25 protein-coding genes and 1 pseudogene are annotated in these 24414 nt (G+C 48.7%); 10 read left to right on the top strand and 16 right to left on the bottom strand.

Going from position 1 to position 24414, the window contains the following annotated elements:
* Positions 1–219 precede the first annotated feature (219 nt).
* The 6 genes and pseudogenes from HMPREF2907_RS06650 to HMPREF2907_RS13690 all read left to right on the top strand — a co-directional run.
* Complete coding sequence (locus tag HMPREF2907_RS06650; RefSeq protein WP_141754418.1) at positions 220–975, top strand: class I SAM-dependent methyltransferase; 756 nt, start codon at positions 220–222, stop codon at positions 973–975.
* Between the two features lie 378 nt (positions 976–1353).
* Entirely contained in the window at positions 1354–1815 is a 462-nt protein-coding gene (gene accB, locus HMPREF2907_RS06645) for an acetyl-CoA carboxylase biotin carboxyl carrier protein (RefSeq protein ID WP_070681424.1), read from the top strand.
* Between the two features lie 70 nt (positions 1816–1885).
* Positions 1886–2077 (top strand): YqaE/Pmp3 family membrane protein, encoded by a 192-nt coding sequence (locus HMPREF2907_RS06640; protein WP_003741645.1) that lies wholly within the window; start codon positions 1886–1888, stop codon positions 2075–2077.
* A gap of 35 nt (positions 2078–2112) precedes the next feature.
* Positions 2113–3474 carry an acetyl-CoA carboxylase biotin carboxylase subunit gene (accC, locus tag HMPREF2907_RS06635; RefSeq protein ID WP_003757186.1) on the top strand — a complete coding sequence of 454 codons (1362 nt, stop codon included), beginning with the start codon at positions 2113–2115 and terminating at the stop codon, positions 3472–3474.
* Positions 3475–3771: 297 nt separating this feature from the next.
* Entirely contained in the window at positions 3772–4659 is an 888-nt protein-coding gene (gene prmA / locus HMPREF2907_RS06630) for a 50S ribosomal protein L11 methyltransferase (protein WP_070681420.1), read from the top strand.
* A 113-nt stretch (positions 4660–4772) separates the two neighbouring features.
* Positions 4773–4991, top strand: a pseudogene (locus tag HMPREF2907_RS13690) (hypothetical protein); the annotation flags it as partial.
* Here the strand turns inward: HMPREF2907_RS13690 and HMPREF2907_RS06625 are convergent.
* The 11 genes from HMPREF2907_RS06625 to HMPREF2907_RS06580 all read right to left on the bottom strand — a co-directional run bounded on the left by HMPREF2907_RS06625 (position 4936) and on the right by HMPREF2907_RS06580 (position 14132).
* Positions 4936–5559, bottom strand: coding sequence for a nuclease-related domain-containing protein (locus tag HMPREF2907_RS06625; protein WP_045074110.1), 624 nt, complete (start codon positions 5557–5559; stop codon positions 4936–4938). The pseudogene HMPREF2907_RS13690 and the gene HMPREF2907_RS06625 sit on opposite strands and share 56 nt — an antisense overlap.
* Before the next feature lie 515 nt (positions 5560–6074).
* Entirely contained in the window at positions 6075–6500 is a 426-nt protein-coding gene (locus HMPREF2907_RS06620; RefSeq protein ID WP_003741652.1) for a F0F1 ATP synthase subunit epsilon, read from the bottom strand.
* A 10-nt stretch (positions 6501–6510) separates the two neighbouring features.
* Positions 6511–7908, bottom strand: a complete 1398-nt coding sequence (atpD, locus tag HMPREF2907_RS06615; RefSeq protein WP_070681416.1) for a F0F1 ATP synthase subunit beta — start codon at positions 7906–7908, stop codon at positions 6511–6513.
* Positions 7909–7946: 38 nt separating this feature from the next.
* Entirely contained in the window at positions 7947–8822 is an 876-nt protein-coding gene (atpG, locus tag HMPREF2907_RS06610; protein WP_070681413.1) for a F0F1 ATP synthase subunit gamma, read from the bottom strand.
* Positions 8823–8846: 24 nt separating this feature from the next.
* The gene (gene atpA, locus HMPREF2907_RS06605; protein WP_003760437.1) at positions 8847–10394 is read right to left on the bottom strand and encodes a F0F1 ATP synthase subunit alpha; all 1548 of its coding nucleotides are present in this window, start codon (positions 10392–10394) and stop codon (positions 8847–8849) included.
* A gap of 10 nt (positions 10395–10404) precedes the next feature.
* Positions 10405–10938 (bottom strand): F0F1 ATP synthase subunit delta, encoded by a 534-nt coding sequence (locus HMPREF2907_RS06600; RefSeq protein ID WP_070681412.1) that lies wholly within the window; start codon positions 10936–10938, stop codon positions 10405–10407.
* A 4-nt stretch (positions 10939–10942) separates the two neighbouring features.
* The gene (locus HMPREF2907_RS06595) at positions 10943–11413 is read right to left on the bottom strand and encodes a F0F1 ATP synthase subunit B (protein WP_019270018.1); all 471 of its coding nucleotides are present in this window, start codon (positions 11411–11413) and stop codon (positions 10943–10945) included.
* 71 nt (positions 11414–11484) lie between these two features.
* Positions 11485–11721, bottom strand: coding sequence for a F0F1 ATP synthase subunit C (gene atpE, locus HMPREF2907_RS06590; protein WP_002214801.1), 237 nt, complete (start codon positions 11719–11721; stop codon positions 11485–11487).
* A gap of 71 nt (positions 11722–11792) precedes the next feature.
* Positions 11793–12662, bottom strand: coding sequence for a F0F1 ATP synthase subunit A (gene atpB, locus HMPREF2907_RS06585; RefSeq protein ID WP_070681411.1), 870 nt, complete (start codon positions 12660–12662; stop codon positions 11793–11795).
* On the bottom strand, positions 12652–13008 hold the full coding sequence (locus HMPREF2907_RS11885; RefSeq protein WP_083310695.1) for an ATP synthase subunit I: 357 nt from the start codon (positions 13006–13008) through the stop codon (positions 12652–12654). The genes atpB and HMPREF2907_RS11885 overlap by 11 nt, the downstream gene beginning before the upstream one ends.
* Positions 13009–13274: 266 nt before the next feature.
* Positions 13275–14132, bottom strand: coding sequence for a ParB/RepB/Spo0J family partition protein (locus tag HMPREF2907_RS06580; RefSeq protein ID WP_070681408.1), 858 nt, complete (start codon positions 14130–14132; stop codon positions 13275–13277).
* 285 nt (positions 14133–14417) lie between these two features.
* Here HMPREF2907_RS06580 and HMPREF2907_RS13555 point away from each other — a divergent pair, with 285 nt between their 5' ends.
* Positions 14418–14714, top strand: coding sequence for a hypothetical protein (locus HMPREF2907_RS13555; RefSeq protein ID WP_239650777.1), 297 nt, complete (start codon positions 14418–14420; stop codon positions 14712–14714).
* 185 nt (positions 14715–14899) lie between these two features.
* Here the strand turns inward: HMPREF2907_RS13555 and HMPREF2907_RS06570 are convergent, their stop codons facing one another.
* The gene (locus tag HMPREF2907_RS06570; RefSeq protein WP_070681405.1) at positions 14900–16474 is read right to left on the bottom strand and encodes an inorganic phosphate transporter; all 1575 of its coding nucleotides are present in this window, start codon (positions 16472–16474) and stop codon (positions 14900–14902) included.
* A 172-nt stretch (positions 16475–16646) separates the two neighbouring features.
* Here HMPREF2907_RS06570 and HMPREF2907_RS06565 point away from each other — a divergent pair, with 172 nt between their 5' ends.
* On the top strand, positions 16647–17747 hold the full coding sequence (locus tag HMPREF2907_RS06565; RefSeq protein ID WP_070681402.1) for an anhydro-N-acetylmuramic acid kinase: 1101 nt from the start codon (positions 16647–16649) through the stop codon (positions 17745–17747).
* A gap of 275 nt (positions 17748–18022) precedes the next feature.
* Here the strand turns inward: HMPREF2907_RS06565 and ccoP are convergent, their stop codons facing one another.
* The 4 genes from ccoP to ccoN are packed head-to-tail and all read right to left on the bottom strand — an operon-like array spanning position 18023 to position 21658.
* Positions 18023–19387 carry a cytochrome-c oxidase, cbb3-type subunit III gene (gene ccoP / locus HMPREF2907_RS06560; protein ID WP_083310694.1) on the bottom strand — a complete coding sequence of 455 codons (1365 nt, stop codon included), beginning with the start codon at positions 19385–19387 and terminating at the stop codon, positions 18023–18025.
* Between the two features lie 30 nt (positions 19388–19417).
* A complete protein-coding gene (locus HMPREF2907_RS06555; protein WP_070681399.1) occupies positions 19418–19585 on the bottom strand; it encodes a cbb3-type cytochrome oxidase subunit 3 in 168 nt (55 codons plus the stop codon).
* A gap of 4 nt (positions 19586–19589) precedes the next feature.
* Positions 19590–20201: a cytochrome-c oxidase, cbb3-type subunit II gene (gene ccoO, locus HMPREF2907_RS06550; RefSeq protein WP_070681396.1), complete on the bottom strand. Its 612-nt coding sequence runs from the start codon at positions 20199–20201 to the stop codon at positions 19590–19592.
* Between the two features lie 23 nt (positions 20202–20224).
* Complete coding sequence (ccoN, locus tag HMPREF2907_RS06545) at positions 20225–21658, bottom strand: cytochrome-c oxidase, cbb3-type subunit I (protein WP_199900494.1); 1434 nt, start codon at positions 21656–21658, stop codon at positions 20225–20227.
* A gap of 350 nt (positions 21659–22008) precedes the next feature.
* On the opposite strand from ccoN, the gene HMPREF2907_RS06540 reads away from it, so the two are divergent.
* Both HMPREF2907_RS06540 and HMPREF2907_RS06535 read left to right on the top strand, forming a co-directional pair.
* Complete coding sequence (locus HMPREF2907_RS06540; protein ID WP_070681389.1) at positions 22009–23772, top strand: M61 family metallopeptidase; 1764 nt, start codon at positions 22009–22011, stop codon at positions 23770–23772.
* 63 nt (positions 23773–23835) lie between these two features.
* On the top strand, positions 23836–24276 hold the full coding sequence (locus HMPREF2907_RS06535) for a TIGR01244 family sulfur transferase (RefSeq protein WP_070681386.1): 441 nt from the start codon (positions 23836–23838) through the stop codon (positions 24274–24276).
* Positions 24277–24414 lie beyond the last annotated feature (138 nt).

Genomic DNA, 24414 nt, shown 5'->3' with positions numbered 1-24414 from the left:
CTGAATGGAGAAGAAAAAGAGGAGGGTCGTCTGAAAGCCCATCGGAAAGACAAACGCTGATGGATTCAAAAGAATATTAGGCATATTATAGCGTTATCTGAGAATGAATCGCAGTGAAAAATTCGATAGTTCAATAAAAATACAGTTCATATTGTTGACAATTCATAATCAAAGGTCGTCTGAAAAATGTCTGTCCCAAAAGATTTGCACACCCACACCATACCCGCCGTCTATTTTTCCGACACCGCCACCGAACACGCCCGCCGTTTGGCGCAGAAATTCGACCTCCCTACCCTGCCCTGCCCGCCCGACAACGGCGAATACCTGCTTGCCGATGCGGAGGGCGTCAGCTTGTGCCGCGCGGGAGAAAAGGGGCGCGTCCGCGTCGACTTCGGCGGCGGCGCAGCCCAATACCGGCGCACCAAAGGCGGCGGCGAGCTGATTGCCAAAGCGGTCAACCACACAGCCAAACCGACCGTCTGGGATGGCACCGGCGGACTCGGGCGCGACAGTTTCGTCCTCGCCTCGCTCGGTTTGAACGTCCACACTTTCGAGCAGCATCCCGCCGTTGCCTGCCTGCTCGCCGACGGCCTCGAACGCGCGCTGCAAGAGCCTGAAATCCAAGACATCGCCCGCCGCATGACTTTCCATTATGGCAACGCCGTCGAATTGATGCGCGAACTCGCCGCACAATCGCGCCCCGACATTGTCTATCTCGACCCCATGTACCCCGAACGCCAAAAGTCCGCCGCCGTCAAAAAGGAAATGGCGTATTTCCACAGCGTCGTCGGTGCCGCCCAAGAAGAAGCCGGGCTGCTTGCCGCCGCCCGCGCCATCGCCAAAAAACGCGTCGTCGTCAAACGCCCGCGCCTCGGCGAATTTCTCAACGGCGAAAAACCCGCCTACCAATACACGGGCAAAAGCACCCGCTTCGATGTGTATTTGCCCGACCATCCGGTTAAAGACGGGGAATAATTCAAAATGTAAAGGTCGTCTGAAAACGGGCAAAATGGTTTATCGGCATCCCCACCTGAATTTTCAGACGGCCTTTTCCCTTCATAAACCAACAAATTAGAATAAACACTCGTTGAAAAAATACGCATTCGGGCGAAATCTCCGAATTTGCCCGTTTTGTTCAAAAACCGCCTTTTTTCGAGATTTTGCTAGACATTTGTCGGCAAGTTCGGGAAAATAGTCAAATTCATTTACGGGGTTTCTACTCCTGAGAATGCCCCTTTATGGAACAAAATACTGTCCGGTTTGCGCCGTTGCCGCAGGCCGGTTGTTTTCTGAAATATCACGCAACAAACACGGCCGCTTAACGACATTTGGGCCGTATCTAAAGGAACGAAAATGGATTTGCGCAAGTTAAAAAAACTGATTGATTTAGTAGAAGAATCAGGTATCGCCGAAATCGAAGTGACCGAAGGCGAGGAAAAAGTCCGCATCACCCGCGCCACCGCCGCTCCGGCTCCCGTTTATGCCGCGCCCGCCCAAGTAGCGGTGCCTGCCTCTGCACCCGCCGCCGCGCCTGCCGCAGCAGCAGCCCCCGCTCCCGCAGCCCCAGCCGCCCGCGACCTGTCCAACGCGCAAAAATCGCCTATGGTCGGTACGTTCTACCGCGCGCCCGGCCCGAATGCCGCCTCCTTCGTCGAAGTCGGTCAGCAAGTCAAAGCCGGCGATACGCTGTGTATCATCGAAGCGATGAAGTTGATGAATGAAATCGAAGCCGAGAAATCCGGCACGGTTAAAGAGATTCTGGTGGAAAACGGTACGCCTGTGGAATTTGGCGAGCCGCTTTTCATCATCGAATAATTCGTTTTCAGACGACCTTCCGGATTGCGGGGAGGTCGTCTGAAATGCTTTCCAACTCAGGATTTCCACCATGCGCCTGCTGTTAGCCATCTTCCTGCCCTTTGCCGTATTCTTCACCATCGGCCGTCCGATTGCGGGCATCATCTGCCTGATTCTCCAATTCACCTTAATCGGCTGGATTCCTGCCGCCATGTGGGCGGTGTACGCGTTGAGCCAATACAAGACCGATGAAAAAATCCGCAATGCGTTGGGCAAAAGGTAACAAGCAGGTCGTCTGAAACCACAGGAAAGGTCATCATGCTGAAAAAAGTATTAATCGCCAACCGAGGCGAAATCGCGCTGCGCGTCCTGCGTGCCTGCCGTGAAATGGGCATCGCCACCGTCGCCGTGCATTCCGAAGCCGACAAAGACAGTCTGCACGTCAAACTTGCCGACGAATCCGTGTGCATCGGCCCTGCCGCTTCCGCACAAAGCTATCTCAATATCCCCGCCATCATCGCCGCCGCAGAAGTTACCGGCGCGGATGCCATCCACCCGGGCTACGGCTTCCTGGCCGAAAACGCCAACTTTGCCGAACAGGTCGAACAATCCGGCTTCATCTTCATCGGCCCCAAAGCCGAAACCATCCGCCTGATGGGCGACAAAGTTTCCGCCAAACACGCGATGATTGAAGCGGGCGTACCCTGCGTTCCCGGTTCGGACGGCGCCCTGTCCGACGATCCCGCCGAAATCCTCAAAACCGCCGATAAAGTCGGTTATCCCGTGATTATCAAAGCATCGGGCGGCGGCGGCGGACGCGGTATGCGTGTGGTCGAGAAAAAAGAAGACCTGATCAAATCCGTCGAAATGACCAAAGCCGAAGCAGGTGCGGCGTTCGGCAATCCGATGGTCTATATGGAACGCTACCTGCAACGCCCGCGCCACGTCGAAATCCAAGTGCTCGCCGACGAACACGGCAACGCCATCTACCTTGCCGAGCGCGATTGCTCCATGCAGCGCCGCCACCAAAAAGTCATCGAAGAAGCACCCGCTCCCTTCATCGACGAAAAAGCCCGCGAAAAAATCGGCAAAGCCTGTACCGATGCCTGCAAACGCATCGGCTACCGTGGCGCAGGTACGTTTGAATTCCTGTATGAAAACGGCGAGTTTTTCTTTATCGAAATGAACACCCGCGTCCAAGTCGAACACCCCGTTACCGAGCTGATTACCGGCGTGGACATCGTACAGGAACAAATCCGCATTGCCGGCGGTCTGCCTTTGCAATACAAACAAAAAGACATCCACATCGAAGGCCATGCTTTCGAGTGCCGCATCAATGCCGAAGACCCGTACAACTTCATCCCCAGCCCCGGTCTGATTGAAAGCTGCCACCTGCCCGGCGGCTTCGGTATCCGCGTGGACAGCCATATTTACCAAGGCTACCGCATCCCGCCGTACTACGACAGCCTGATCGGCAAAGTCTGCGTCATCGGTAAAACCCGCGAGCAGGCAATGGCAAAAATGCGCGTCGCCCTCGCCGAGCTTGCCGTAACCGGTATCAAAACCAATACACCGCTGCACCGCGATTTGTTCAGCGACCCCGGTTTTGAAAAAGGCGGCGTCAGCATCCATTATCTGGAACACTGGCTGGAAGAACGCAAAGCCAAACAGGACAAATAAAACCGTCCCGCTTGGATAGTCGAAGGTCGTCTGAAAAACCGCATGGCTTTCAGACGACCTTTTTTCAGACAAATTGAAACCTGATTTCGGGTGTACATCAGCGATTGCTGACAAGCCTATAATTATGACTGAGTAAGCCTGTCCGCCGCCATTTCACGCAAGAAAAAAACGTGTTCAGGCAGAAAAACGATTCAATCACACTGTTACGCCAATAGCCGAAACATACCGCAAACGACCAACATCGCGTATTTGACCGCCATTTCCTAATTTCAGACGACCCCACCGAGAAAGCCCACCATGTCCTATCAACAAATCACCATCAACGTCAACGACGCCGTCGCCGAACGCCTCGCCGACGCCCTGATGGAAAACGGCGCACTCTCCGCCGCCATCGAAGACGCCTACGCAGGCACCGAAAACGAACAAGCCATCTTCGGCGAACCCGGTATGCCGACCGAACAAATCTGGCAGCAAAGCAAAGTCATCGCCTTGTTCGGCGAAAACGACGATGCCGCAGCCATGATTCAAGCTGCCAGCCAAGCATGCGGACTGAAAGACTTGGCATACACCAGCGAAATCCTCGCCGACCAAGACTGGGTGCGCCTGACCCAAGCGCAGTTCGACCCCATCCAAATTTCCGAACGCCTGTGGATTACCCCCTCTTGGCACGAAGCGCCCAACAGCAACGCCGTCAACCTCCAGCTCGACCCCGGCCTTGCCTTCGGTACCGGCAGCCATCCGACCACCCGTCTCTGCCTCAAGTGGCTGGACACACAACTCAAAGGCGGCGAAAGCGTCCTCGACTACGGCTGCGGCTCAGGCATCCTGACCATCGCCGCCCTCAAGCTCGGCGCAGGTTCTGCCGTCGGCGTCGATATTGACGAACAAGCCATCCGCGCCAGCAAGGACAACGCCGCACAAAACAACGTCGATGCACAGTTCTACCTGCCCGACGGTTTGCCGCAAGGACAATTCGACATCGTCGTCGCCAACATTCTCGCCAACCCCCTTCGCATGCTCAGCGAAATGCTCGCCGCCCGCACCAAACAAGGCGGCCGCATCGTGTTGTCCGGTCTGCTGGACGAGCAAGTCGAAGAACTCAGCGGCATTTACCGCCAATGGTTCGACATCGAACCCGCCGAAATCGACGAAGGCTGGGCAAGGCTCAGCGGCGTCAAACGCTGATAACGATACGCTCAAACAAAAGGTCGTCTGAAAACCGCTTCAGGTTTCAGACGACCTTTTATGTTCAACCTATAATTTCAAAAACTGCTGTATTACCTACAAATTTTCTGATCTATAGTGGATTAAATTTAAATCAGGACAAGGCGACGAAGCCGCAGACAGTACAGATAGTACGGAACCGATTCACTTGGTGCTTCAGCACCTTAGAGAATCGTTCTCTTTGAGCTAAGGGCGAGGCAACGCCGTACTGGTTTAAAGTTAATCCACTATACTTTATTAAGCGTGTGATCGAGAACCATTTTGACCAAACACATTATCAAATTCATTACTCTCTAAAATTTCTTTGATTTCAGCAACTTTGTCATCATTTAAAACGACTTCGCTATATTGTGCAATGTATTCATTGAATTCTGTAGATTCAATGACATTATCCGGCATCATAGTTTGGAATTGGCAATTTCCCGAAAATACGACAACCGAGTAAAACAAACGCGGGCTTAAATCAAGCTGCCGCACTAAAGCTTGGATATAGCGTTGATTCTGTGCCAATGGATTAGGGAAAAGCATCTTGGTTCTATGGAATTTCTGCGTCCACATCCCATCTCCGTTATCCCCCCAAATACGGCCTTGGTAATTCGGTGTAGATACGATAAAAATACCGAATCGTGAAACGTAAACATAATCAATTTGTTCATGTGTTCCTGAAATACGTATATCAAGATGACGGAAAACATGATATGAATTTTCATCCAAGTAGCATTGAGCACGCACATTAACAGCAAAACGGCTGATAAACCGTTTTACTGAATCTTGCTTACTGACAAGCGCAGCCAAAATCAGTATCAGGCTATATCCCGCCATACCTGATACACCATCCCCAAATATGAAATCAAAGTTCATGACAAATTATCCGCAATATAAAATATTTATTTTTTCGTAATAGGTTACACATCAATTTATGATAATGTATTTTAAAATTATAACCTAAATGGCATTTTTTACAATAAAAATACCGCTTATGCAAAATAAAAACCTTTTGTCTCTAAAATTTGTTGTTTTTTAATTTCAGATATAATGGCAATCTTCCCAAATAGCCAAACTTTATTCATTATTAGAATAGGCAAATAGGTGTCCTTAAAAACAAAAAAGTCGTCTTAAATACATTCAGACGACATTAACACCACTTTAAAATACGATAGATCCTTACCAAAAGATTTGCTTTATCCTATAAAAACCGTATTCAGTAAACAACCTTTATCGCCGAATCAGAAAAGCAAAATTATGCGCAATAAAAAAATCATTTAAAACTTTTCTATAGCATTTGTTACCTAAAGATTCCGTTCTTCTCAAAATCATCCATCATGAAAAAATAAAAAGCACGGTAATCAACCGTGCTTTTTGTAAAGCAAAACTGCTTATTTGTTTTTGTGCGAACGAAGATAATCCAAGGTTTTGAGCTGGGCAATCGCTGCGGCCAAGGCTTTGTGTGCTTCAGCCAGCGATTTATCGTCTTTGGCTTGAGAAATACCGGTTTCCGCCGCTTTCTTGGCAGCTTCCGCGCGCTCCCGATCCATCTCGGAACTGCGTACGGCAACATCTGCCAACACAGTAAGTTGGTTGGGCTGCACTTCCAGCACTCCGCCGGACACGGCAACAAGCACTTCTTCGGCTTCGCCCGGCACGGTCAAACGCAATGCACCGGGACGTACCAAACTCATAATCGGCTCGTGTCGCGGATAAATACCGAGCTCACCTTGAACAGTCGGAACCACTACAAAACTGGCTTCGCCTGAATAGATGTTCTGCTCGCTACTTACCACTTCAACTCGCATGATGCTCATGCCGACCTCCTTAGTTTAAGGTTTTCGCTTTCTCGACCGCTTCTTCGATACCGCCTACCATATAGAAAGCTTGTTCAGGCAGATGGTCGTATTCACCGTTCAAGATAGCTTTAAAGCCGGCAATGGTGTCACGCAGCGATACATATTTGCCGGGAGAGCCGGTAAATACTTCGGCAACGTGGAACGGTTGCGACAGGAAGCGTTGAATCTTACGCGCACGCATCACGGTCAGTTTATCTTCGTCTGACAATTCGTCCATACCCAGAATGGCAATAATATCGCGCAATTCTTTGTATTTTTGCAGGGTAGATTGTACGCCGCGGGCTACGTCATAGTGTTCTTGACCCAATACCATCGGATCCAGTTGGCGCGAAGTAGAATCGAGCGGATCAACTGCGGGGTAAATACCCAAGGAGGCGATATCACGGCTCAATACGACAGTGGCGTCCAAGTGGGCAAACGTCGTTGCAGGAGACGGGTCAGTCAAGTCATCCGCAGGTACATATACGGCTTGAATGGAAGTAATGGAGCCTGTTTGGGTAGAGGTAATACGCTCTTGCAAACGACCCATTTCTTCAGCCAATGTCGGTTGGTAACCTACTGCTGAAGGCATACGGCCCAACAATGCGGATACTTCGGTACCGGCCAGGGTGTAACGGTAGATATTGTCCACGAAGAACAATACGTCACGGCCTTTGCCGCTTTCGTCTTTTTCATCACGGAAGTATTCGGCCATCGTCAAACCGGTCAAGGCTACACGCAGACGGTTACCCGGGGGTTCGTTCATCTGACCGTAAACCATCGCCACTTTGTCCAATACTTTGGAATCTTTCATCTCGTGGTAGAAGTCATTACCTTCACGGGTACGCTCACCCACGCCTGCGAACACGGACAAACCGCTATGTGCTTTGGCGATGTTGTTAATCAATTCCATCATGTTGACGGTTTTGCCCACACCGGCACCACCGAACAGACCTACTTTACCGCCTTTGGCAAACGGACACAGCAAGTCAATTACTTTAATGCCGGTTTCCAACAGCTCAGTAGTCGCAGACAGTTCATCAAATTTCGGAGCTGTCTGATGGATGGCACGGTGTTTGTCGGTATCAATCGGACCTGCTTCATCAACAGGCGTCCCCAATACATCGACAATACGTCCCAAAGTGCCTTTACCTACCGGCACTGTAATCGGCGCACCTGTATTGCTTACAGTCATGCCGCGTTTTAAACCATCCGAACTACCCATTGCAATAGTACGGACTACGCCGTCACCCAGAAGCTGTTGCACTTCCAAAGTCAGGCCGTTTGCATCCAATTTCAGGGCGTCGTAAACACGCGGAATGGCATCACGCGGGAACTCCACGTCAACCACCGCACCAATAATTTGTACGATTTTGCCTTGGCTCATTATCGTATCCTAATTTCCTGTTCAGGTTTCAGACGACATCAAACTGCCGCCGCACCTGCTACAATTTCTGACAATTCCGTGGTAATCGCAGCTTGACGCGATTTGTTATATACCAAACGCAACTCTTTAATGGCATTGCCTGCATTGTCGGTGGCTGCTTTCATTGCCACCATACGTGCAGCTTGCTCAGATGCCATATTGTCACTCAATGCTTGGTAAACCACAGACTCTAAATAGCGGCGAACCAGATATTCCAACACAGCGACAGGACTTGGCTCATAACGGTATTCCCAACTGAATGAAGAATAACTCTCCTCGTCTTCTATCACATTTTCGCCGATAGGCAGCAGAACCTCCAACCGTGGTTCTTGACGCATGGTATTCACAAAACACGAATATACCAGATGTATTTTATCCAACTCATGCTTCTCGTAACGTTGGAAGATTTCAGTCAATGGACCAAGCAGCAATTCCATTTTTGGGGTATCACCCAAATTAATCGCACTGGCAATAACGTTCAAACCGATGCTTTGACAAGCTGCCAAGCCTTTACTACCTAAACAGACAACATCAACTTCAATGCCCTGCTCTTGGTATTCTTGGACTTGCGCTAAAAATTTCTTCAAAACATTCGCATTCAAACCACCGGCAAGACCTTTATCAGAGGTAATTAAAATGAAACCCACCCGACGTGTTTCACGATGATGTGCCAATAATTTAATACCATGATCTTCATTGGTTTGCGCCAAATGACTCATAACTGTCCGCACTTTTTCGGCATACGGACGCGCCAAGCGCATCCGTTCCTGAGTCCTCCGCATTTTAGAGGTTGACACCATCTGCATCGCTTTAGTGATCTTTTGAGTATTTTGAACACTACGGATTTTGGTGAGAATCTCTTTTCCGACTGCCATTTCAGACTCCTTTCATTTCAGCTCTTAAGCTTGGTAAGCATAAGAAGATTTGAAAGAATTCATGGCTTCAGTCAATGCTTTTTCGCTTTCATCGGACATCGCACCTGATGCATTGATTGCTTCTAAAACACCAGGATGCTGAGTGCGTACAAAGCTCAAAAATTCTGCTTCGAAAGCCAATGCCTTGGATACCGGTACATCTTCGTAAGAACCATTATTAATGGCCCACAAGGTCAAAGCCATTTCGGCTGTATCCAAAGTGCTGAATTGTTTTTGCTTCATCAATTCAGTAACCACTTCACCGTGTTGCAGCTGTTTGCGTGTAGCCTCATCCAAATCGGAAGCAAATTGCGAGAAGGCTGCCAACTCACGATATTGGGCAAGTGCCAAACGGATACCGCCACCCAGTTTTTTAATTACTTTGGTTTGCGCAGCACCACCTACGCGCGATACCGAAATACCGGCATTAATCGCAGGACGGATACCGGCGTTAAACAAATCGGTTTCCAAGAAAATCTGACCGTCGGTAATCGAAATCACGTTTGTCGGTACGAATGCAGAGACGTCGCCGGCTTGCGTTTCAATAATCGGCAATGCAGTCAGGGAGCCTGTTTTGCCCTTCACTTCGCCATTGGTCAGTTTTTCAACTTCGTGCTCATTTACACGGGCAGCGCGCTCCAACAAACGAGAGTGAAGATAGAAAACGTCGCCAGGATATGCTTCACGACCGGGAGGACGGCGCAACAACAGGGAAATTTGACGGTAAGCAACAGCTTGTTTGGACAAGTCATCATATACAATCAATGCGTCTTCACCGCGATCGCGGAAAAACTCGCCCATCGTACAACCTGCATAAGGTGCAATATATTGCAGAGCCGCAGCTTCAGATGCAGTCGCCGCAACCACAATAGTGTGTTCCATTGCGCCATGCTCTTCCAATTTTCGTACTACATTGGCAATAGAAGATGCTTTTTGACCGATTGCAACATAAATACAGATAACGCCTGTACCTTTTTGGTTGACAATAGCATCCAATGCTACGGCTGTTTTACCTGTTTGACGGTCACCAATGATCAGCTCACGTTGACCGCGACCAATCGGAACCATTGAGTCAATGGCCTTCAGACCGGTTTGCATAGGCTGGTCAACTGATTTACGGGCAATCACACCCGGTGCAATTTTTTCAATTGGCGCTGTGGAAGATGTGTTGATCGGGCCTTTACCATCAATCGGGCGACCCAGCGCATCTACAACGCGACCAACCAACTCACGGCCGACAGGTACTTCCAAAATACGGCCGGTACAAGTAACTGTGTCGCCTTCTTTAATATGTTCGTATTCACCCAACACTACGGCGCCGACGGAGTCGCGCTCCAAGTTCATCGCCAAACCGAAAGTGTTACCCGGGAATTCGAGCATCTCACCTTGCATTGCGTCTGACAAGCCATGAATACGAACAATACCGTCTGTTACAGAAATAACCGTACCACGGGTACGTACTTCTGTATTTCCAGACAGATTTTCAATTTTAGCTTTAATCAAATCGCTAATTTCAGCAGGATTAAGCTGCATGAAAACTCTCCTAATTTGTCATAGTCGCATACAGGGCATTCAATTTACCCTGCACCGACAAATCCAAGACCTGGTCACCCACTTCAACTTTGACACCGCCAATTAATTCAGGCGCAACTTCAGTTGTAATCCGCAACTTACTGTCAAAGCGTTTTTTCAATATTTCAGCCAACTCAGCCAGTTGTTCTTCAGTCAATGGATAAGCACTGTAAATTACAGCGGACTTAGTATGATTGAATGACAAGGTTAAAGCTTGATATTGAGCATAGATTTCAGGCAATACTGGCAAACGTTTTTGCTCTGCCAAAACAGTAATGAAATTTTTCAATTCATTACTTTTTAACTCAACGAGTTTGGCAAGCAAATTCACCTTTTCAGAAGTATTTGTTTCAGGTTGCTCGATCAAAGAAATCACTTTCTGATTTTGAACAACCGCGGCTAATTCTTCCAGTCCGCCCAACCAAGACTCAATTTGGTTTTTTTCCTGCGCCAGATTAAACAATGCTTTCGCATAAGGTCTGGCAATCGTTGCGAACTCAGCCATAAGATTACAGCTCCTGTTTTAAAGCACTGAGCAGCTGCGCGTGTTTTGAAGTATCAACTTCACTGCGCAAAATAGACTCGGCACCTTTAACCGCCAACGCAGCAACCTGTTCACGCAAAACTTCGCGTGCACGATTCATTTCTTGCTGGGCATCGGCTTTAGCTTGTGCTGTAATCCGCACTGCCTCGACAGAAGCTTGTTCTTTCGCTTCTTCTACGATTTTGGCGGCACGTTTTTCGGCGTTAGCTACCATTTCGGAAACTTGGTTACGCCCTTCAGCCAAGAGTTCTGCAACTTTCTTCTCTGCCTGTTCAAAATCGCTCTTACCGCGCTCGGCTGCAGCCAAGCCTTCGGCAATTTTTGCGGCACGCTCATCCAATGCTTTTGCGATCGGCGGCCACACAAATTTCATGGTAAACCAAACCAAACCGAAAAAGACGATGATTTGAGCGAATAAGGTTGCATTAATATTCACGTTAGTTAACCTTCGTACTAGTGTTAATCAAACAGACCAAAGTCTGTACCTAGACGGATCACGCCGTTTGATTATGCACCTGCAAACGGGTTAACAAAGGCGAACAACAGTGCAATAGCCACACCAATCAGGAACGCAGCATCAATCAGACCGGCTATCAGGAACAACTTAGTTTGCAGAGGGCCAATCAACTCGGGTTGGCGAGCAGAAGATTCTAAATATTTAGAACCTACCATTGCGATACCGATAGAGGCACCCAATGCACCCAATGCAACGATCAAACCACATGCAATAGCAATCAAACCCATTTTAAACTCCTTAAAAAAACAAAGGTTAAACTACAAATAACTACAAACAAAAATAAAACCACCTAGAAAATTTAGTGGGCATCATGAGCTTGTCCGATATAGACAAACGCTAAAGCCATAAAGATAAATGCCTGCAGGGTAATCACCAAAATATGGAAAATCGCCCATGCCAATCCGGCAAGAATGTGAAAACCAAACAGAACTGGATCCAACACTTCAACGCTTCCAGATGTTGCCCAGGCACCACCCAGTAAAGCAATCAGAAGGAATACCAGCTCGCCGGCATACATATTACCGAACAACCGCATCCCATGAGAAACGGTTTTAGAGAGGAATTCGACCAGATTCAAAAAGAAGTTGACGGGAGCAAGCATGGCGCCGAACGGGGCAGTAAACAACTCATGAATCCAACCACGAACACCTTTGATTTTGATATTGTAATAAATACAAATTAACAAGACTCCGATAGCCAACGCCAACGTGGTATTCAAATCCGCAGTCGGCACAATGCGCAACAATGCATGATGGTTACCGGTAGCGTTTTGCCACAGCCACGGCAGCAAATCTACCGGCAACATATCCATGGCATTCATCAGGAAAATCCATACAAACAGCGTCAAGCCTAACGGGGCAACGGCTTTTCGTGATTGTTCGTTGTGAATAATGCTCTTGCACATATTATCCACAAACTCAAACAAAATCTCTACAGCAGCCTGAAAACGTCCGGGCACGCCTGCAGTTGCTTTCTTAGCGCCACGCCAAAGCAGAAAACTTCCGATTACGCCTAACAAAACAGCAAAAAAAATCGCATCAAGATTGATAAACGAAAAATCGGCAATATTTTTCAGGCCTTGTCCTTGGGCAACATCCGACAGACTGGTCAAGCTTTGCAAATGGTGCTTGATGTAGTCGGCAGCGGTCATTGTTGTTTCACCTGCCATAATGCTTCACTCTCAACAATACTAATAAAAAAACCAAATGACTGACACCGAGCAATCCGAACAAGAACGGAAAGAATATTAAAGACTGATACCAAACCATGAATACGGCAAGCATCATCACCAGCGACAGCACTACTTTTAAAACTTCCCCAATAATGAAAACCTTACCATGATACAAAGGGTTGCACTTAGAAAGTTTTAAAAGTAAAACTGCAATAGAAGACGGGACTAAATAACAAATCCCGCCTACGACAGATGACCAAAATCCATTCAAACCTGCAAAAACAGCACTTAATGCAGAAATAATTAATAAAACAACAACTTGATAAACTAAAATCTGATTCATGCAAATTTAGAAGCTACAACGAAATGGCCAAGCAGCGATACTAGAATATAATGAAGAAGCCTATACACGTCAAGGGATAGTTAATCTTTGTCAAATAATAACCCCTACCACATTCCCAACTTCTACACTACAATTTTCAATCATATCACAAATTACATTAAATTACAGCCATTGCCCAGTAATTTTATTTCAATAAAAAAGTCATCTGAAAACCGGAGAATAAGTTTTCAGATGACCTTAATTCTAAATTTTCCGCACAACCTAATTTACATCTGATAATCAATGCCCAATTGTTTCAGTAAATACTCAAATGTTTCCGGCGTATCGAAGTGGAGGACGATTTTGCCTTTTTTGTGATTGGTGGTTTTGACTTCCGCATTAACGCCCAGTCTTTCGGTCAACACGTCGTTCAGACGACGTATATCGGGGCTGATGGTTTTTTTGATTTCCTGTTTGGTTTGATGGGCGATTTGGCTGCGGCGTTCGACTTCGCGCACCGACCAACCGTTTTTTACTGCTTTTTGCGCCAATTCAAGCTGCTCGACCACGGGCAGGGTCAGCAGGGCGCGAGCGTGTCCCATTTCAAGATGGCGGTGGTAGAGCATTTCTTGGACCGGCTCGGGCAGGCTCAACAGGCGCAGGCTGTTGGAAATGGCACTGCGGCTTTTGCCGACTGCCTTGGCGATGGTTTCATGAGCCAGTCCGAACTCGTCGGCGAGGCGTTTCAAACCTTGCGCTTCTTCAATCGGGTTTAAGTTTTCGCGTTGCAGGTTTTCAATCAAACCCATTGCCAGCGCAGTTTCGTCGCTGATGGTTTTGATGACGACCGGAATCTCGGTCAGTCCGGCGAGTTGGGATGCGCGCCAGCGGCGTTCGCCGGCAATCAATTCGTATTGGGAAAGGCCGTGTTCGCGCACGATGACCGGCTGGATAACGCCTTGCGCTTTAATCGAATCCGCCAGCTCCTGCAAGGCTTCGTCGTCCATCTGTACCCGCGCCTGATAACGGCCGGGTTGGATGTCGTTGATGGCGACGGTAGTCAGGCGGTCGCTGCTGCTGTTGTCCACGCCGTTGGAAATCAGGGAATCTAAACCGCGGCCCAAACCGCCTTTTGCTTTTGCCATATTGAATCCTTTTCAGACGACCTTCCATAAAGCGCGTATTCTAGCGGATATTCGCAGGTGGCGACAATTCATATCACACCGTCTGTATTTATTAGATCTTATATTTTCAGCTAAAATCCAGCCTTCTATTTTTTATCGAACCACCCGTCATTCAATGCTTTATTCTTTTCTTATCGATATCTGGGATATTCTGCGTCTGCTCTATAAAAATCCTGCTGATTATTTCTATACGCTGCCTGTCATTTTGGCGATTTTCTGCTGTTTGGCATAATTAATGCGCCAGATATGTCGATCTTGCTCGACGTCAGCACTGCCGTCTTTGTCTTTGCCGTGATGGTTACCGTCATAAAGTGGCTGATTTTGAGCCGTGTGATGCGTTATGTCTTGAGCAGAAACGGCGAGCTGCGCTCGCCTTTATGGGGATTCATCTTGGCATCGGAAGCTTTGATGATTCCTACTCTGTTGGTATTTTATATAGACATATCGCCGAAATCTATGAACAGCATAAAGGGCACTACGGAAAAAGGCGCATTGCCGCAATATTGGGTTGGAACCAAAAAAGTAACACGATTGATGAAGTAAATAGATGATTGTATGGATTACAACAATCAGGAGCGGTGTAGTTTGACATTGAAAAAACTGAGTTCTGTAGCACGCAGAACTCAGCTTGTACAGGGCATCTGAGTAAGCTTTTATGAGTATCCAATATTTGGAGACTGGTTTAAAACTTAATTATTTTTCAGACGACCTTTCGACTTTCGAAACAGTTAGAAAACCGCCTGCAACACCAAATAAGAGATCACAGACAAAACTGCGGCTGCGGGCAAGGTAATTACCCATGCCAAACCGATGGGTTTCATCAGTTTCCAGTTGGCATTGCGGTTAACCAAGCCGATCCCCAAAACCGCTCCGACCAGGATATGGGTACTCGATACAGGCAACCCCATGAATGATGCACCCATCACAACGGCGGCAGCGGAAAGCTCGGCCGCAAAACCCGAAGCGGGATGCATTTCCGCCAGACTGGTCCCGACGGTCTTGATAACCTCTTTACCGACAAACCATAACCCGACAATCAATGCGATACCAAAGGTCAACATAGCGATAGGCGGGACGGCATTTTGCGCGGTAATGCTGTTGGTACGCAATGCATCCATAATGGCGGCAAACGGTCCGATGGCATTGGCAATATCATTTGCTCCGTGGCTGAATGCAAAGCCGCATGCGGTAAAAACCTGCATCCAAGAAAACATTTGAAAGGTTGATTTGCCAAGGTCTTTGCGTTTGAGACTTTTAGCGAATACGAATGTCGCCATCCAAATCGCCGCGCCGACCATGAAGATAATCAGGAAACTGTTGACATTGCTCATGCCCAAATGCAAGTTGTTCAATCCTTTGAAAATCAGCATTGCAGCAATCATCATACCGCCTATCGAGCCGATAAAGGGAACCCAGGAATGAAGGGCTTTATAGGAATCGACATTGTTTTTCCGGTTATCCAATTCATACAGCCCGCGATAATAGTCAGACTGTAATTCGGAAGGTTCGAAATCGGGTTCGTCGTAAATCTGCGCATCGTGTGCTACTTTGGTAGCGTATTCGACTTTTTCAGCTTCGCTCAGAGCTTCAAAGAAAAGACGATGTTGCTCTTTGTATGCTTTCTTTTCCTGTTTGATGGTTTTAAGCGTTCCTTCTGCCCAGTCGTTGTAATCTAATACATTTTTCTTAATACGGGAGAAAACGAGGTAGGAAACCAATCCGCCCAACATTGGCGACAGTACCCATGAAAGGGCAATCTCTCCAAGCTTGCCCCATTGGATAAGCGTACCTGCATCAATTTTGTGCATAAACGCCATACACAATGCACTGCCGACAATACCGCCGATAATGGCGTGGGTAGTCGATACCGGCAGTCCCTTGCGTGAAGCAAACAAAAGCCATAATGCCGCTGCCAAAAGGGCTGACATCATAATGAAGACAAATTGCATGGGTTGCAAATCCAACCCGTTCAAATCGACAATACCTTTACGGATGGTATCTGTAACCTCGCCACCCGCTATAACGGCTCCGCTGACTTCAAATACAGCGGCAATCAAGAGTGCCTGCGGGATGGTCAGCGTGCCGGAGCCGACACTGGTTCCGAACGAGTTGGCAATATCGTTGCCACCGACATTAAATGCCATAAATACGCCGAACATCGTGGCAATGATGAAAAGTATAGGATTGTTGTAATGGGTATATCCCAGACCCCAATAAATAAAATAGCCGACCATGCCCACCAGCATAGCGGCAAAAGCGGCGTTAATAAGCTTCAAGTTCGCACTCGGTTGAGTTTGAGCCATGGAAGTTTTCCTTTGGAAATACGAAAGTTGGCAGATTCGGAATCTCGACCTAATTGTAACCTTTTTACAATCTTTCTTGAAATATTTCTTTATCTTCTCCAATACTGAATCCAAATAAAATCTAAAACAGCGTTACAATGTTTCTTTTTGCCTACTTCAAAATCACAATTTTATGAATATCCGAAACTATATCGGCATTATGTCCGGCACCAGCATGGACGGTACGGACGCAGTTTTAATCCGCATGGAAGGCAGTCGATGGCTGGAAGCCGTTTCCCACGTATTCATCCCCTATTCAGACGACCTTAGGCATGAATTGCTGGATTTGCAAAATATCGGCAACAACGAACTGCATCTCAGTATGCTGCTATCTCAAAAACTAAGCTGCCTTTACGCAGATACGGTTTCTTTACTGCTAAAACAAACCAACCTGCAAGCCCACGATATTGCCGCCGTTGGCTGCCACGGGCAGACTGTCCGCCATGCCCCCGAAGCAGGATACAGCATACAACTCGCCGATCTACCGCTTTTGGCACATCTGACCGGTATCTTTACCATCGGCGATTTCCGCAGCAGGGATTTAGCGGCAGGCGGACAAGGCGCCCCTCTTGTCCCCGCATTCCATCAAGCCTTGTTCCAAAGCGACTCCGAGACACGCGTTGTTTTGAATATCGGCGGTATTTCCAACATCAGCGTCCTACCAAATTCCTCTCCGGCATTCGGCTTTGATACCGGCCCGGGCAATATGCTGTCTGACGCATGGATGCAAGCCATTTGGCAACGTCCTTATGACAAAGACGGCTTGATTGCGGCAACAGGAACCGTTTTACCCGAACTGCTAACCCGCCTGCTCGACCACCCATATTTTTCCTCCCCATACCCCAAAAGTACCGGGCGTGAATTATTTTCATTGGATTGGTTGAAAGGTCGTCTGAAAGGTGGTGAAAAACCGGAAGACATTTTGCGAACGTTACTCAGGTTTACTGCCCAAACGATTTATGATGCAACCATCTCTGCCGCTCCTGATGTTTGCAATCTTTATGTTTGTGGCGGTGGTATCCGCAATCCTGTTTTAATGGAAGATTTGCACCAACTTTTTTCCTCTACCACGAAATTACATAGTACAGCAGCACTCAATCTTGATCCGCAATGGGTCGAAGCCGCTGCCTTCGGCTGGCTTGCGGCCTGTTGGATGAATAAAATTCCAAGCAGTCCGCACCATGCGACAGGGGCAGAAAAATCCTGTATTTTGGGTGCAGGACATTATCCCTAATATGTCTCAATAGTTTCATTAGTTACTTTGCGACCCATAGCAAACCATAAGCTGTTCCCTGTATTTCATACACATTTATAGTGGATTAAATTTAAATCAGGACAAAGCGACGAAGCCGCAAACAGTACAGATAGTACGGCAAGGCGAGGCAACGCCGTACTGGTTTGAATTTAATCCACTATAAGATAAAGACAGAAATTAAATTGCTATGAAAACAGATGGCTTGACCATAAAAAAACGCACCTTATGAAAAGGTGCGTTTTAATTTCTACGGTTTAGAATTTAGCGCCGGATTGGTTGGCCATATAGTCAACCGCTGCTTTGACTTCGTCATCACTCAGGCTTGTGTTACCGCCTTTGGCAGGCATGGAGTTAAAGCCTTCGAGCGCGTGTTTGTGCAGGGTATCCTTACCTTGTTTGATACGCGGAGCCCACTCGTCTTTCTTACCTATGCCTGGAGCACCGGGGATGGTACCGCCGTGACACATTTTACAGTTGGCTTCAAAAACGGCTTTACCGTCCACTTTGGCAGAAGAAGCATCTGCTTTTTCTGCCGGCTTGGCTTCGGCAGGAGCGGCCGCTTTTGCATCAGCTGCTGAAGCCGCTTTTTCAGCTTGTGCAGGTGCGGACGCAGATGAAACGTCAGCGGATGATGCGGCAGCAGAAGCAGGGGCCGGTGCGGGAGCAGTTTCGGCTTTTTTCACGGGCGCTTTGCCGTCTTTATTGGACAGACCCCATACATACGCAGTCATGATGTGGAGTTTGTCTTTATCCAAGAAACGACCCCAAGCCGGCATTTGACTGTGTCGGCCGTTGGTGATGGTTTCTATAATCGATTTTTGAGTACCGCCCCACAGCCATACGTTGTCGGTCAGGTTCGGACCCAGTCCTTGGATACCTTGACCTTTGTCGCCGTGACAGGTAAAGCAGTTTGCCGGTGGACCACTGAACAATACTTTACCGCGTGCGGCACGTTCTTCATCGTATTGATCTTTGGATTTGGATAAGGACATGACATAGTTTGCCACATCTTTTACCCGCTCTTCACCCAACGCAGGACCCCATGCCGGCATCGTCGCCGTACGGCCTTTTTCAATGGTCTCATGGATTTTCTCAGGTTCGCCACCCCACAACCAATCGTTGTCGGTCAAATTCGGGAAGCCTTTGGAACCTTTAGCATCAGAACCGTGACATTGGATACAGTAGGTATTGAAGAGGTTTTGACCGATGGCGTGTGCTTCAGGATTTTTTGCCACTTGTTCAATCGGCATATTGGCAAACTTAGCATAAACTTTGCCGTACTTCTGGTCTGCTTTAGCCATTTCCTGATCATATTGTCCACGGCTGCTCCATTTCCACTGGCCTTTATAATCGCCTAAACCCGGGTACATGACCAGATAGCCGATACCGAACAGCCAGACAAAAACATACAGCCAAAACCACCAGCGTGGCAACGGGTTGTTATATTCTTCGATACCGTCCCATTGATGACCTGTCGTTTTGACTTCTTCGCCCTTTTTAGGACGCTTCACAACGTTTTGGGAAAGCAGCAGCCATGCCAAGCCGATAAAACTGAGCACGACGATGACTGCAATGTATATATTCCAGAAATTGCTGGTAAATTGGGATGTTGTGTTCATTCTTTTGCTCCGTGATCACGGACTAAACTGTTATCGCCCGTCTTTTTCAGACGACTCTTTATCATCATTTTCGAAAATACTGTTGGCGGCATCATCGTAGTTCTTTTTATTGCGTCGGTTGAAAACGATATAAAGCACTAAGATAAAGCTGATAAAAACCCAAACAGTAAAGAGCGAGCGGGCCCAGTTTACGTCCATGATGTTACCTTACGTTTTTCAATGCCAAGCCTAAGCCTTGCAGGTATGCAATCACCGCATCCAGCTCCGATTTGTTTTCCAAGGCTTCAGGCGCTTTGGCAATCTCTTCGTCGCTGTAAGGCGTACCGACTTTACGCAGGGCTTTCATATGCGCCACGGTTGCTTCGGCATCGACTTTGTTGCGGGCAAGCCATGGGAAAGCGGGCATATTGGACTCCGGCACAACGTCGCGCGGATTCAGCAGGTGGATGCGGTGCCATTCGTCGGAATAGCGGCCGCCGACACGTGCCAAGTCCGGACCGGTACGTTTGGAACCCCATTGGAACGGATGGTCATAAACAGACTCGCCGGCAACGGAGTAGTGGCCGTAACGTTCGGTTTCCGCACGGAACGGACGGATCATTTGAGAGTGGCAGTTGTAACAACCCTCACGGATATAGATGTCGCGACCGGCCACTTGCAAAGCGTTATAAGGTTTCACACCTTCAATAGGCTTGGTAACAGCTTTAGTAAAGAACAGCGGCACTGCTTCAACCAACAGGCCTACGCTGACTACAAGCAGGGTAAATACAATCAGGACGCCGACTTTTTCTTCAGCTAATTGTTGTAATTTCATTTTGGTAGCCTTTTCTTATGTTTTTAGTGGTGCTGGGTTTGAGACACCGCAGGAATCTCGGCGTCAACCGCTTTGCCACTGATGGCCGTACGGTAAACGTTGTATGCCATGATGCACATACCGCTCAGGTACAGCAGGCCGCCGGTAAAACGAATCATATAGTAAGGCATAGTACGCTTCACTGACTCTACGAAAGAGTAAGTCAAAGTACCGTCGTCATTCAAAGAACCCCACATCAGTCCTTGCAATACACCGGCAATCCACATAGCGGCTATATACAGCACCACACCGATGGTCGCGATCCAGAAGTGCGCTTCCACCAATTTGGTACTGTACATTTCATTTTTGCCGAACAGGCGGGGAATCATGTAGTACACAGAACCAATCGTTACAAAACCCACCCATCCCAATGCGCCGGCATGGACGTGTGCGACAGTCCAGTCAGTGTAGTGGCTCAAAGCGTTGACGGTTTTGATAGACATCATCGGACCTTCGAAGGTGGACATACCGTAAAAGGAAAGAGAAACGATCAAGAATTTCAAGATAGGGTCGGTACGCAGTTTGTCCCATGCGCCGGACAAGGTCATGATACCGTTGATCATACCGCCCCAAGAGGGTGCGAACAGAATCAGGGACAACACCATACCCAAGGACTGAGTCCAATCAGGCAGAGCGGTATAGTGCAAGTGGTGGGAACCTGCCCACATATAGGTGAAAATCAAAGCCCAGAAGTGGACGACGGACAGGCGGTAAGAATAAATCGGACGACCTGCTTGTTTCGGCACGAAATAGTACATCATACCCAAGAAGCCTGCAGTCAGGAAGAAACCTACGGCATTATGACCATACCACCATTGAACCATAGCATCGATTGCACCCGCATAAACCGGATAGGATTTCATGAAGCCCGCAGGAATGCTCAGGTTATTGACGATGTGCAACAGGGCGACGGCCAAAATGAAACCGCCGTAGAACCAGTTGGCAACGTAGATATGTTTGATTTTACGTTTGGCAATCGTACCGAAGAATACGATGGCGTAAGCAATCCAAACCAAAGCGATCAGGATGTCGATAGGCCATTCCAATTCGGCATACTCTTTAGCTTGGGTATAACCCAAAGGCAGGCTGACGATTGCCGCAACGATAACTGCCTGCCAGCCCCAGAAGGTAAATGCCGGCAACCAACCGCCAAACAGACGTGCATTACAGGTGCGCTGAACAACGTAGTATGATGTACCCATCAGACCGCAACCCCCGAACGCAAAAATTACCGCGTTGGTGTGCAACGGACGCAGGCGGCCGAAGTGGAACCAGGGGCCGACATCTGATAAATCAAGGGAAGGGGCGAACAATTGGGCAGCGACAATGACGCCGACCAACATACCCACAATACCCCAAACTACGGTCATGATGGCGAACTGGCGCACCACCTTGTAGTTATAAGTTTGTGTGTCCATGAGAGTCTCCATGAATTATGGGAATAAAAATTTTTTATCTCACTTTGCCGTATGCATTTTGAAAAAACGCAACAAGAGCTAAGTTTAAATTTTTCTAAATTTAACATATAAGACTAGCCTAGCCAAGCGGAATTACATTTCCCACCATATAGCCGTACGATCGATTTTTTATATTTTTTAACTTATAATCATAACGTTATTTAAAAACCCCTCCAATAGTATTATTTTATTTTTCAACTCATCCTTTTTAGTTTAGCCGCCTTTTGCATGAGACTTTGACTTTATTGATATAAATTAAATTGCATAATCCACCCTTTCAACCATAAGAATTAACAAATAAACCAATAGTCATGATTAATTACAAAATCACCCCCAACCCGCTCGCCCATGAGTGGCACATCCGCCTAACCTTCCGACAAGAACATGATTTGGAAACAGAAATCAGCCTGCCGAACTGGGTTCCCGGCAGCTATCTGATACGCGATTTTTCCCGCCACATCACCACCATCCGCGCTTTTTGCAACGGAGAATATACCCATCTGTCCCAAGTCAAAAAAAACCGGTGGCGCACTGCCCCGCAGTCCGGCGAGTGGGAAATTTACTACACCGTTTACGCCTACGACCTGTCCGTCCGCGGCTCGTTTCTGACTGCCGAACGCGGGTTCTTTGACGGCGCGTGTCTGTTTTTACAGGTAAACGGACAAGAAAACAGCGCGCACCAAATCGAATTCCCCATCCTGCCGAAAACATGGCGGATTGCCACCACCCTGCCCCAAACCGGCATCCACAGCTTTCAGACGACCTCCTACCACTACTTAATCGACCACCCTGTCGAACTGGGCAACATCGAATTTCTCGATTTCGAAGCCGGCGGCATCCCGCACCGCATCGCCTTGAGCGGCCACTACCCCGATTTCGACCGCGACCGCCTCGTGTCAGACATCCGCACAATCTGCGAAACCGAACTGGCCATGTTCCCCTCCCCTGCCCCGTTCACCCATTACCTCTTCCTGCTCCACGTCGGCGACAACATCTACGGCGGACTGGAACACATCAGCAGCACCGCCCTGCTCGCCGACCGCCACAGCCTGCCGCCGCACGGCATGACCGACGCCAACGATGCCTACACCCAACTACTCGGACTGTTCTCACACGAATACTTCCACGCCTGGAACGTCAAATCTATCAAACCCGCCGCCTTTGCCCCCTACGACCTCGACCGCGAAAACTACACCGAGCAGCTTTGGGCATTTGAAGGCATCACCTCCTACTACGACGACCTCTTCCTCGCCCGAAGCCGCACCATCTCCCCCGAAGCCTACCTGCGCCTGCTCGCCCAAAGCATCACCCGCGTGCAGCAAACCAAAGGTCGTCTGAAACAAAGCCTTGCCGAATCCAGCTTCACTGCTTGGAACAAATTCTACAAACAAGACGAAAACAGCCCCAACGCCATCGTCAGCTACTACCAAAAAGGCGCACTCGCCGCCCTCTGCCTCGACCTCGCCATCCGCAGCAAAAGCAACGGACGACACACCCTCGACAGCGTCATGCAGCAACACTACCGCGATTGGCTGTACACCCGGCAAGGCATCCCCGAAAAACAATGGCAAGCCCGTTGCCAAGCGTTTACCGGTCTAGACCTCGAAGACTTTTTTCAGACGACCCTCTACTCCACCGCCGACCTGCCCCTTGCCGAACTCCTCGCCACCATAGGCATCGGACTGCAATGGCAGGCACAGCCGCGCAGCCACGGCGGTGCATTCCTGCCCGAACCACCAACCGAAACGCCCGCCCCCGCATCTGACTTCGGCGCAAGGTTCAAACAAAACAGCGACCACGCCACCCTGACCCACGTCTTCAACGGCGGCAGCGCGGAAAACGCCGCCCTCTGCCCGCAGGACAAAATCATCGCCGTCGACGGCTACGCCTGCACCGACCTTGCCGCACAGTGGGCGCAACTTCCCATCGGCTACACCGCCCGCCTCCACTACTTCCGCACCGGCATCCTGTACGTCGCCGACATCACCGTCCAAGCCGCCGAAGCCGATACCGCCGTCCTCTACATTACCGACCGCAAATTATTTGAAAACTGGCTTTATAATGACCGAGCCTAATTTTCAGACGACCTCAAATACCGGATCAAGGTCGTCTGAAAACCACTTACAGAAAGGAAACCCATGTCTATCCAAAAACTTGCCGATAACCTCTATATCGCACCGCAGCTGACCGAAGCAGACGTACAAGAAGCCGCCAAACTCGGTATCCAAACCGTCATCTGCAACCGCCCCGACGGCGAAGAAGAAAACCAAGTTACGTTCAAACAAGTCGAAAGCTGGCTTGAAGCCGCAGGCATCCGCGAACACCACCATCAGCCCGTCGTCGCGCCCACCATCAACGCCGCCGATGTCGCCGCTTTCCAAAACCTGCTCAAAAGCGTTCCCCAACCCGTCCTCGCCTACTGCCGCACCGGCACCCGCTGCTCCCTGCTCTGGGGCTATCATCAAGTGCAAAACGGCGCAAGCGTCGCCGAAGTCGTCGCTGCCGCACAACAAGCAGGCGTCAACCTGAGCAACTTCGAAGCCCGCCTGCAAGACGCGCAACAAAACGGTCTGGCATAACACATTCTCCGTTTACCCAAACGCAAAGGTCGTCTGAAAATACCGTTTCAACGAATGGAAACCGTTTTCAGACGACCTTTTTTACTGTTCCATCAAACAAATTCATGCCTGTTCTATAGTGGATTAAATTTAAATCAG

The sequence above is a fragment of the Neisseria sp. HMSC055H02 genome (assembly GCF_001813335.1).
Lineage (GTDB): Bacteria > Pseudomonadota > Gammaproteobacteria > Burkholderiales > Neisseriaceae > Neisseria > Neisseria sicca_C.
Note: the sequence above shows the minus strand (reverse complement) of the source record. Positions and strands in the feature narration are given on the sequence as shown.

What these genes read in the sequence shown, in the direction of transcription:
- accB (WP_070681424.1), top strand. Translation starts at nt 1,354, where the DNA reads ATGGATTTGCGCAAGTTAAAAAAACTGATTGATTTAGTAGAAGAATCA.
- HMPREF2907_RS06640 (WP_003741645.1), top strand. Translation starts at nt 1,886, where the DNA reads ATGCGCCTGCTGTTAGCCATCTTCCTGCCCTTTGCCGTATTCTTCACC.
- accC (WP_003757186.1), top strand. Translation starts at nt 2,113, where the DNA reads ATGCTGAAAAAAGTATTAATCGCCAACCGAGGCGAAATCGCGCTGCGC.
- prmA (WP_070681420.1), top strand. Translation starts at nt 3,772, where the DNA reads ATGTCCTATCAACAAATCACCATCAACGTCAACGACGCCGTCGCCGAA.
- HMPREF2907_RS06625 (WP_045074110.1), bottom strand. Translation starts at nt 5,559, where the DNA reads ATGAACTTTGATTTCATATTTGGGGATGGTGTATCAGGTATGGCGGGA.
- HMPREF2907_RS06620 (WP_003741652.1), bottom strand. Translation starts at nt 6,500, where the DNA reads ATGAGCATCATGCGAGTTGAAGTGGTAAGTAGCGAGCAGAACATCTAT.
- atpD (WP_070681416.1), bottom strand. Translation starts at nt 7,908, where the DNA reads ATGAGCCAAGGCAAAATCGTACAAATTATTGGTGCGGTGGTTGACGTG.
- atpG (WP_070681413.1), bottom strand. Translation starts at nt 8,822, where the DNA reads ATGGCAGTCGGAAAAGAGATTCTCACCAAAATCCGTAGTGTTCAAAAT.
- atpA (WP_003760437.1), bottom strand. Translation starts at nt 10,394, where the DNA reads ATGCAGCTTAATCCTGCTGAAATTAGCGATTTGATTAAAGCTAAAATT.
- HMPREF2907_RS06600 (WP_070681412.1), bottom strand. Translation starts at nt 10,938, where the DNA reads ATGGCTGAGTTCGCAACGATTGCCAGACCTTATGCGAAAGCATTGTTT.
- atpE (WP_002214801.1), bottom strand. Translation starts at nt 11,721, where the DNA reads ATGGGTTTGATTGCTATTGCATGTGGTTTGATCGTTGCATTGGGTGCA.
- atpB (WP_070681411.1), bottom strand. Translation starts at nt 12,662, where the DNA reads ATGGCAGGTGAAACAACAATGACCGCTGCCGACTACATCAAGCACCAT.
- HMPREF2907_RS11885 (WP_083310695.1), bottom strand. Translation starts at nt 13,008, where the DNA reads ATGAATCAGATTTTAGTTTATCAAGTTGTTGTTTTATTAATTATTTCT.
- HMPREF2907_RS06580 (WP_070681408.1), bottom strand. Translation starts at nt 14,132, where the DNA reads ATGGCAAAAGCAAAAGGCGGTTTGGGCCGCGGTTTAGATTCCCTGATT.
- HMPREF2907_RS13555 (WP_239650777.1), top strand. Translation starts at nt 14,418, where the DNA reads ATGTCGATCTTGCTCGACGTCAGCACTGCCGTCTTTGTCTTTGCCGTG.
- HMPREF2907_RS06570 (WP_070681405.1), bottom strand. Translation starts at nt 16,474, where the DNA reads ATGGCTCAAACTCAACCGAGTGCGAACTTGAAGCTTATTAACGCCGCT.
- HMPREF2907_RS06565 (WP_070681402.1), top strand. Translation starts at nt 16,647, where the DNA reads ATGAATATCCGAAACTATATCGGCATTATGTCCGGCACCAGCATGGAC.
- ccoP (WP_083310694.1), bottom strand. Translation starts at nt 19,387, where the DNA reads ATGAACACAACATCCCAATTTACCAGCAATTTCTGGAATATATACATT.
- HMPREF2907_RS06555 (WP_070681399.1), bottom strand. Translation starts at nt 19,585, where the DNA reads ATGGACGTAAACTGGGCCCGCTCGCTCTTTACTGTTTGGGTTTTTATC.
- ccoO (WP_070681396.1), bottom strand. Translation starts at nt 20,201, where the DNA reads ATGAAATTACAACAATTAGCTGAAGAAAAAGTCGGCGTCCTGATTGTA.
- ccoN (WP_199900494.1), bottom strand. Translation starts at nt 21,658, where the DNA reads ATGGACACACAAACTTATAACTACAAGGTGGTGCGCCAGTTCGCCATC.
- HMPREF2907_RS06540 (WP_070681389.1), top strand. Translation starts at nt 22,009, where the DNA reads ATGATTAATTACAAAATCACCCCCAACCCGCTCGCCCATGAGTGGCAC.
- HMPREF2907_RS06535 (WP_070681386.1), top strand. Translation starts at nt 23,836, where the DNA reads ATGTCTATCCAAAAACTTGCCGATAACCTCTATATCGCACCGCAGCTG.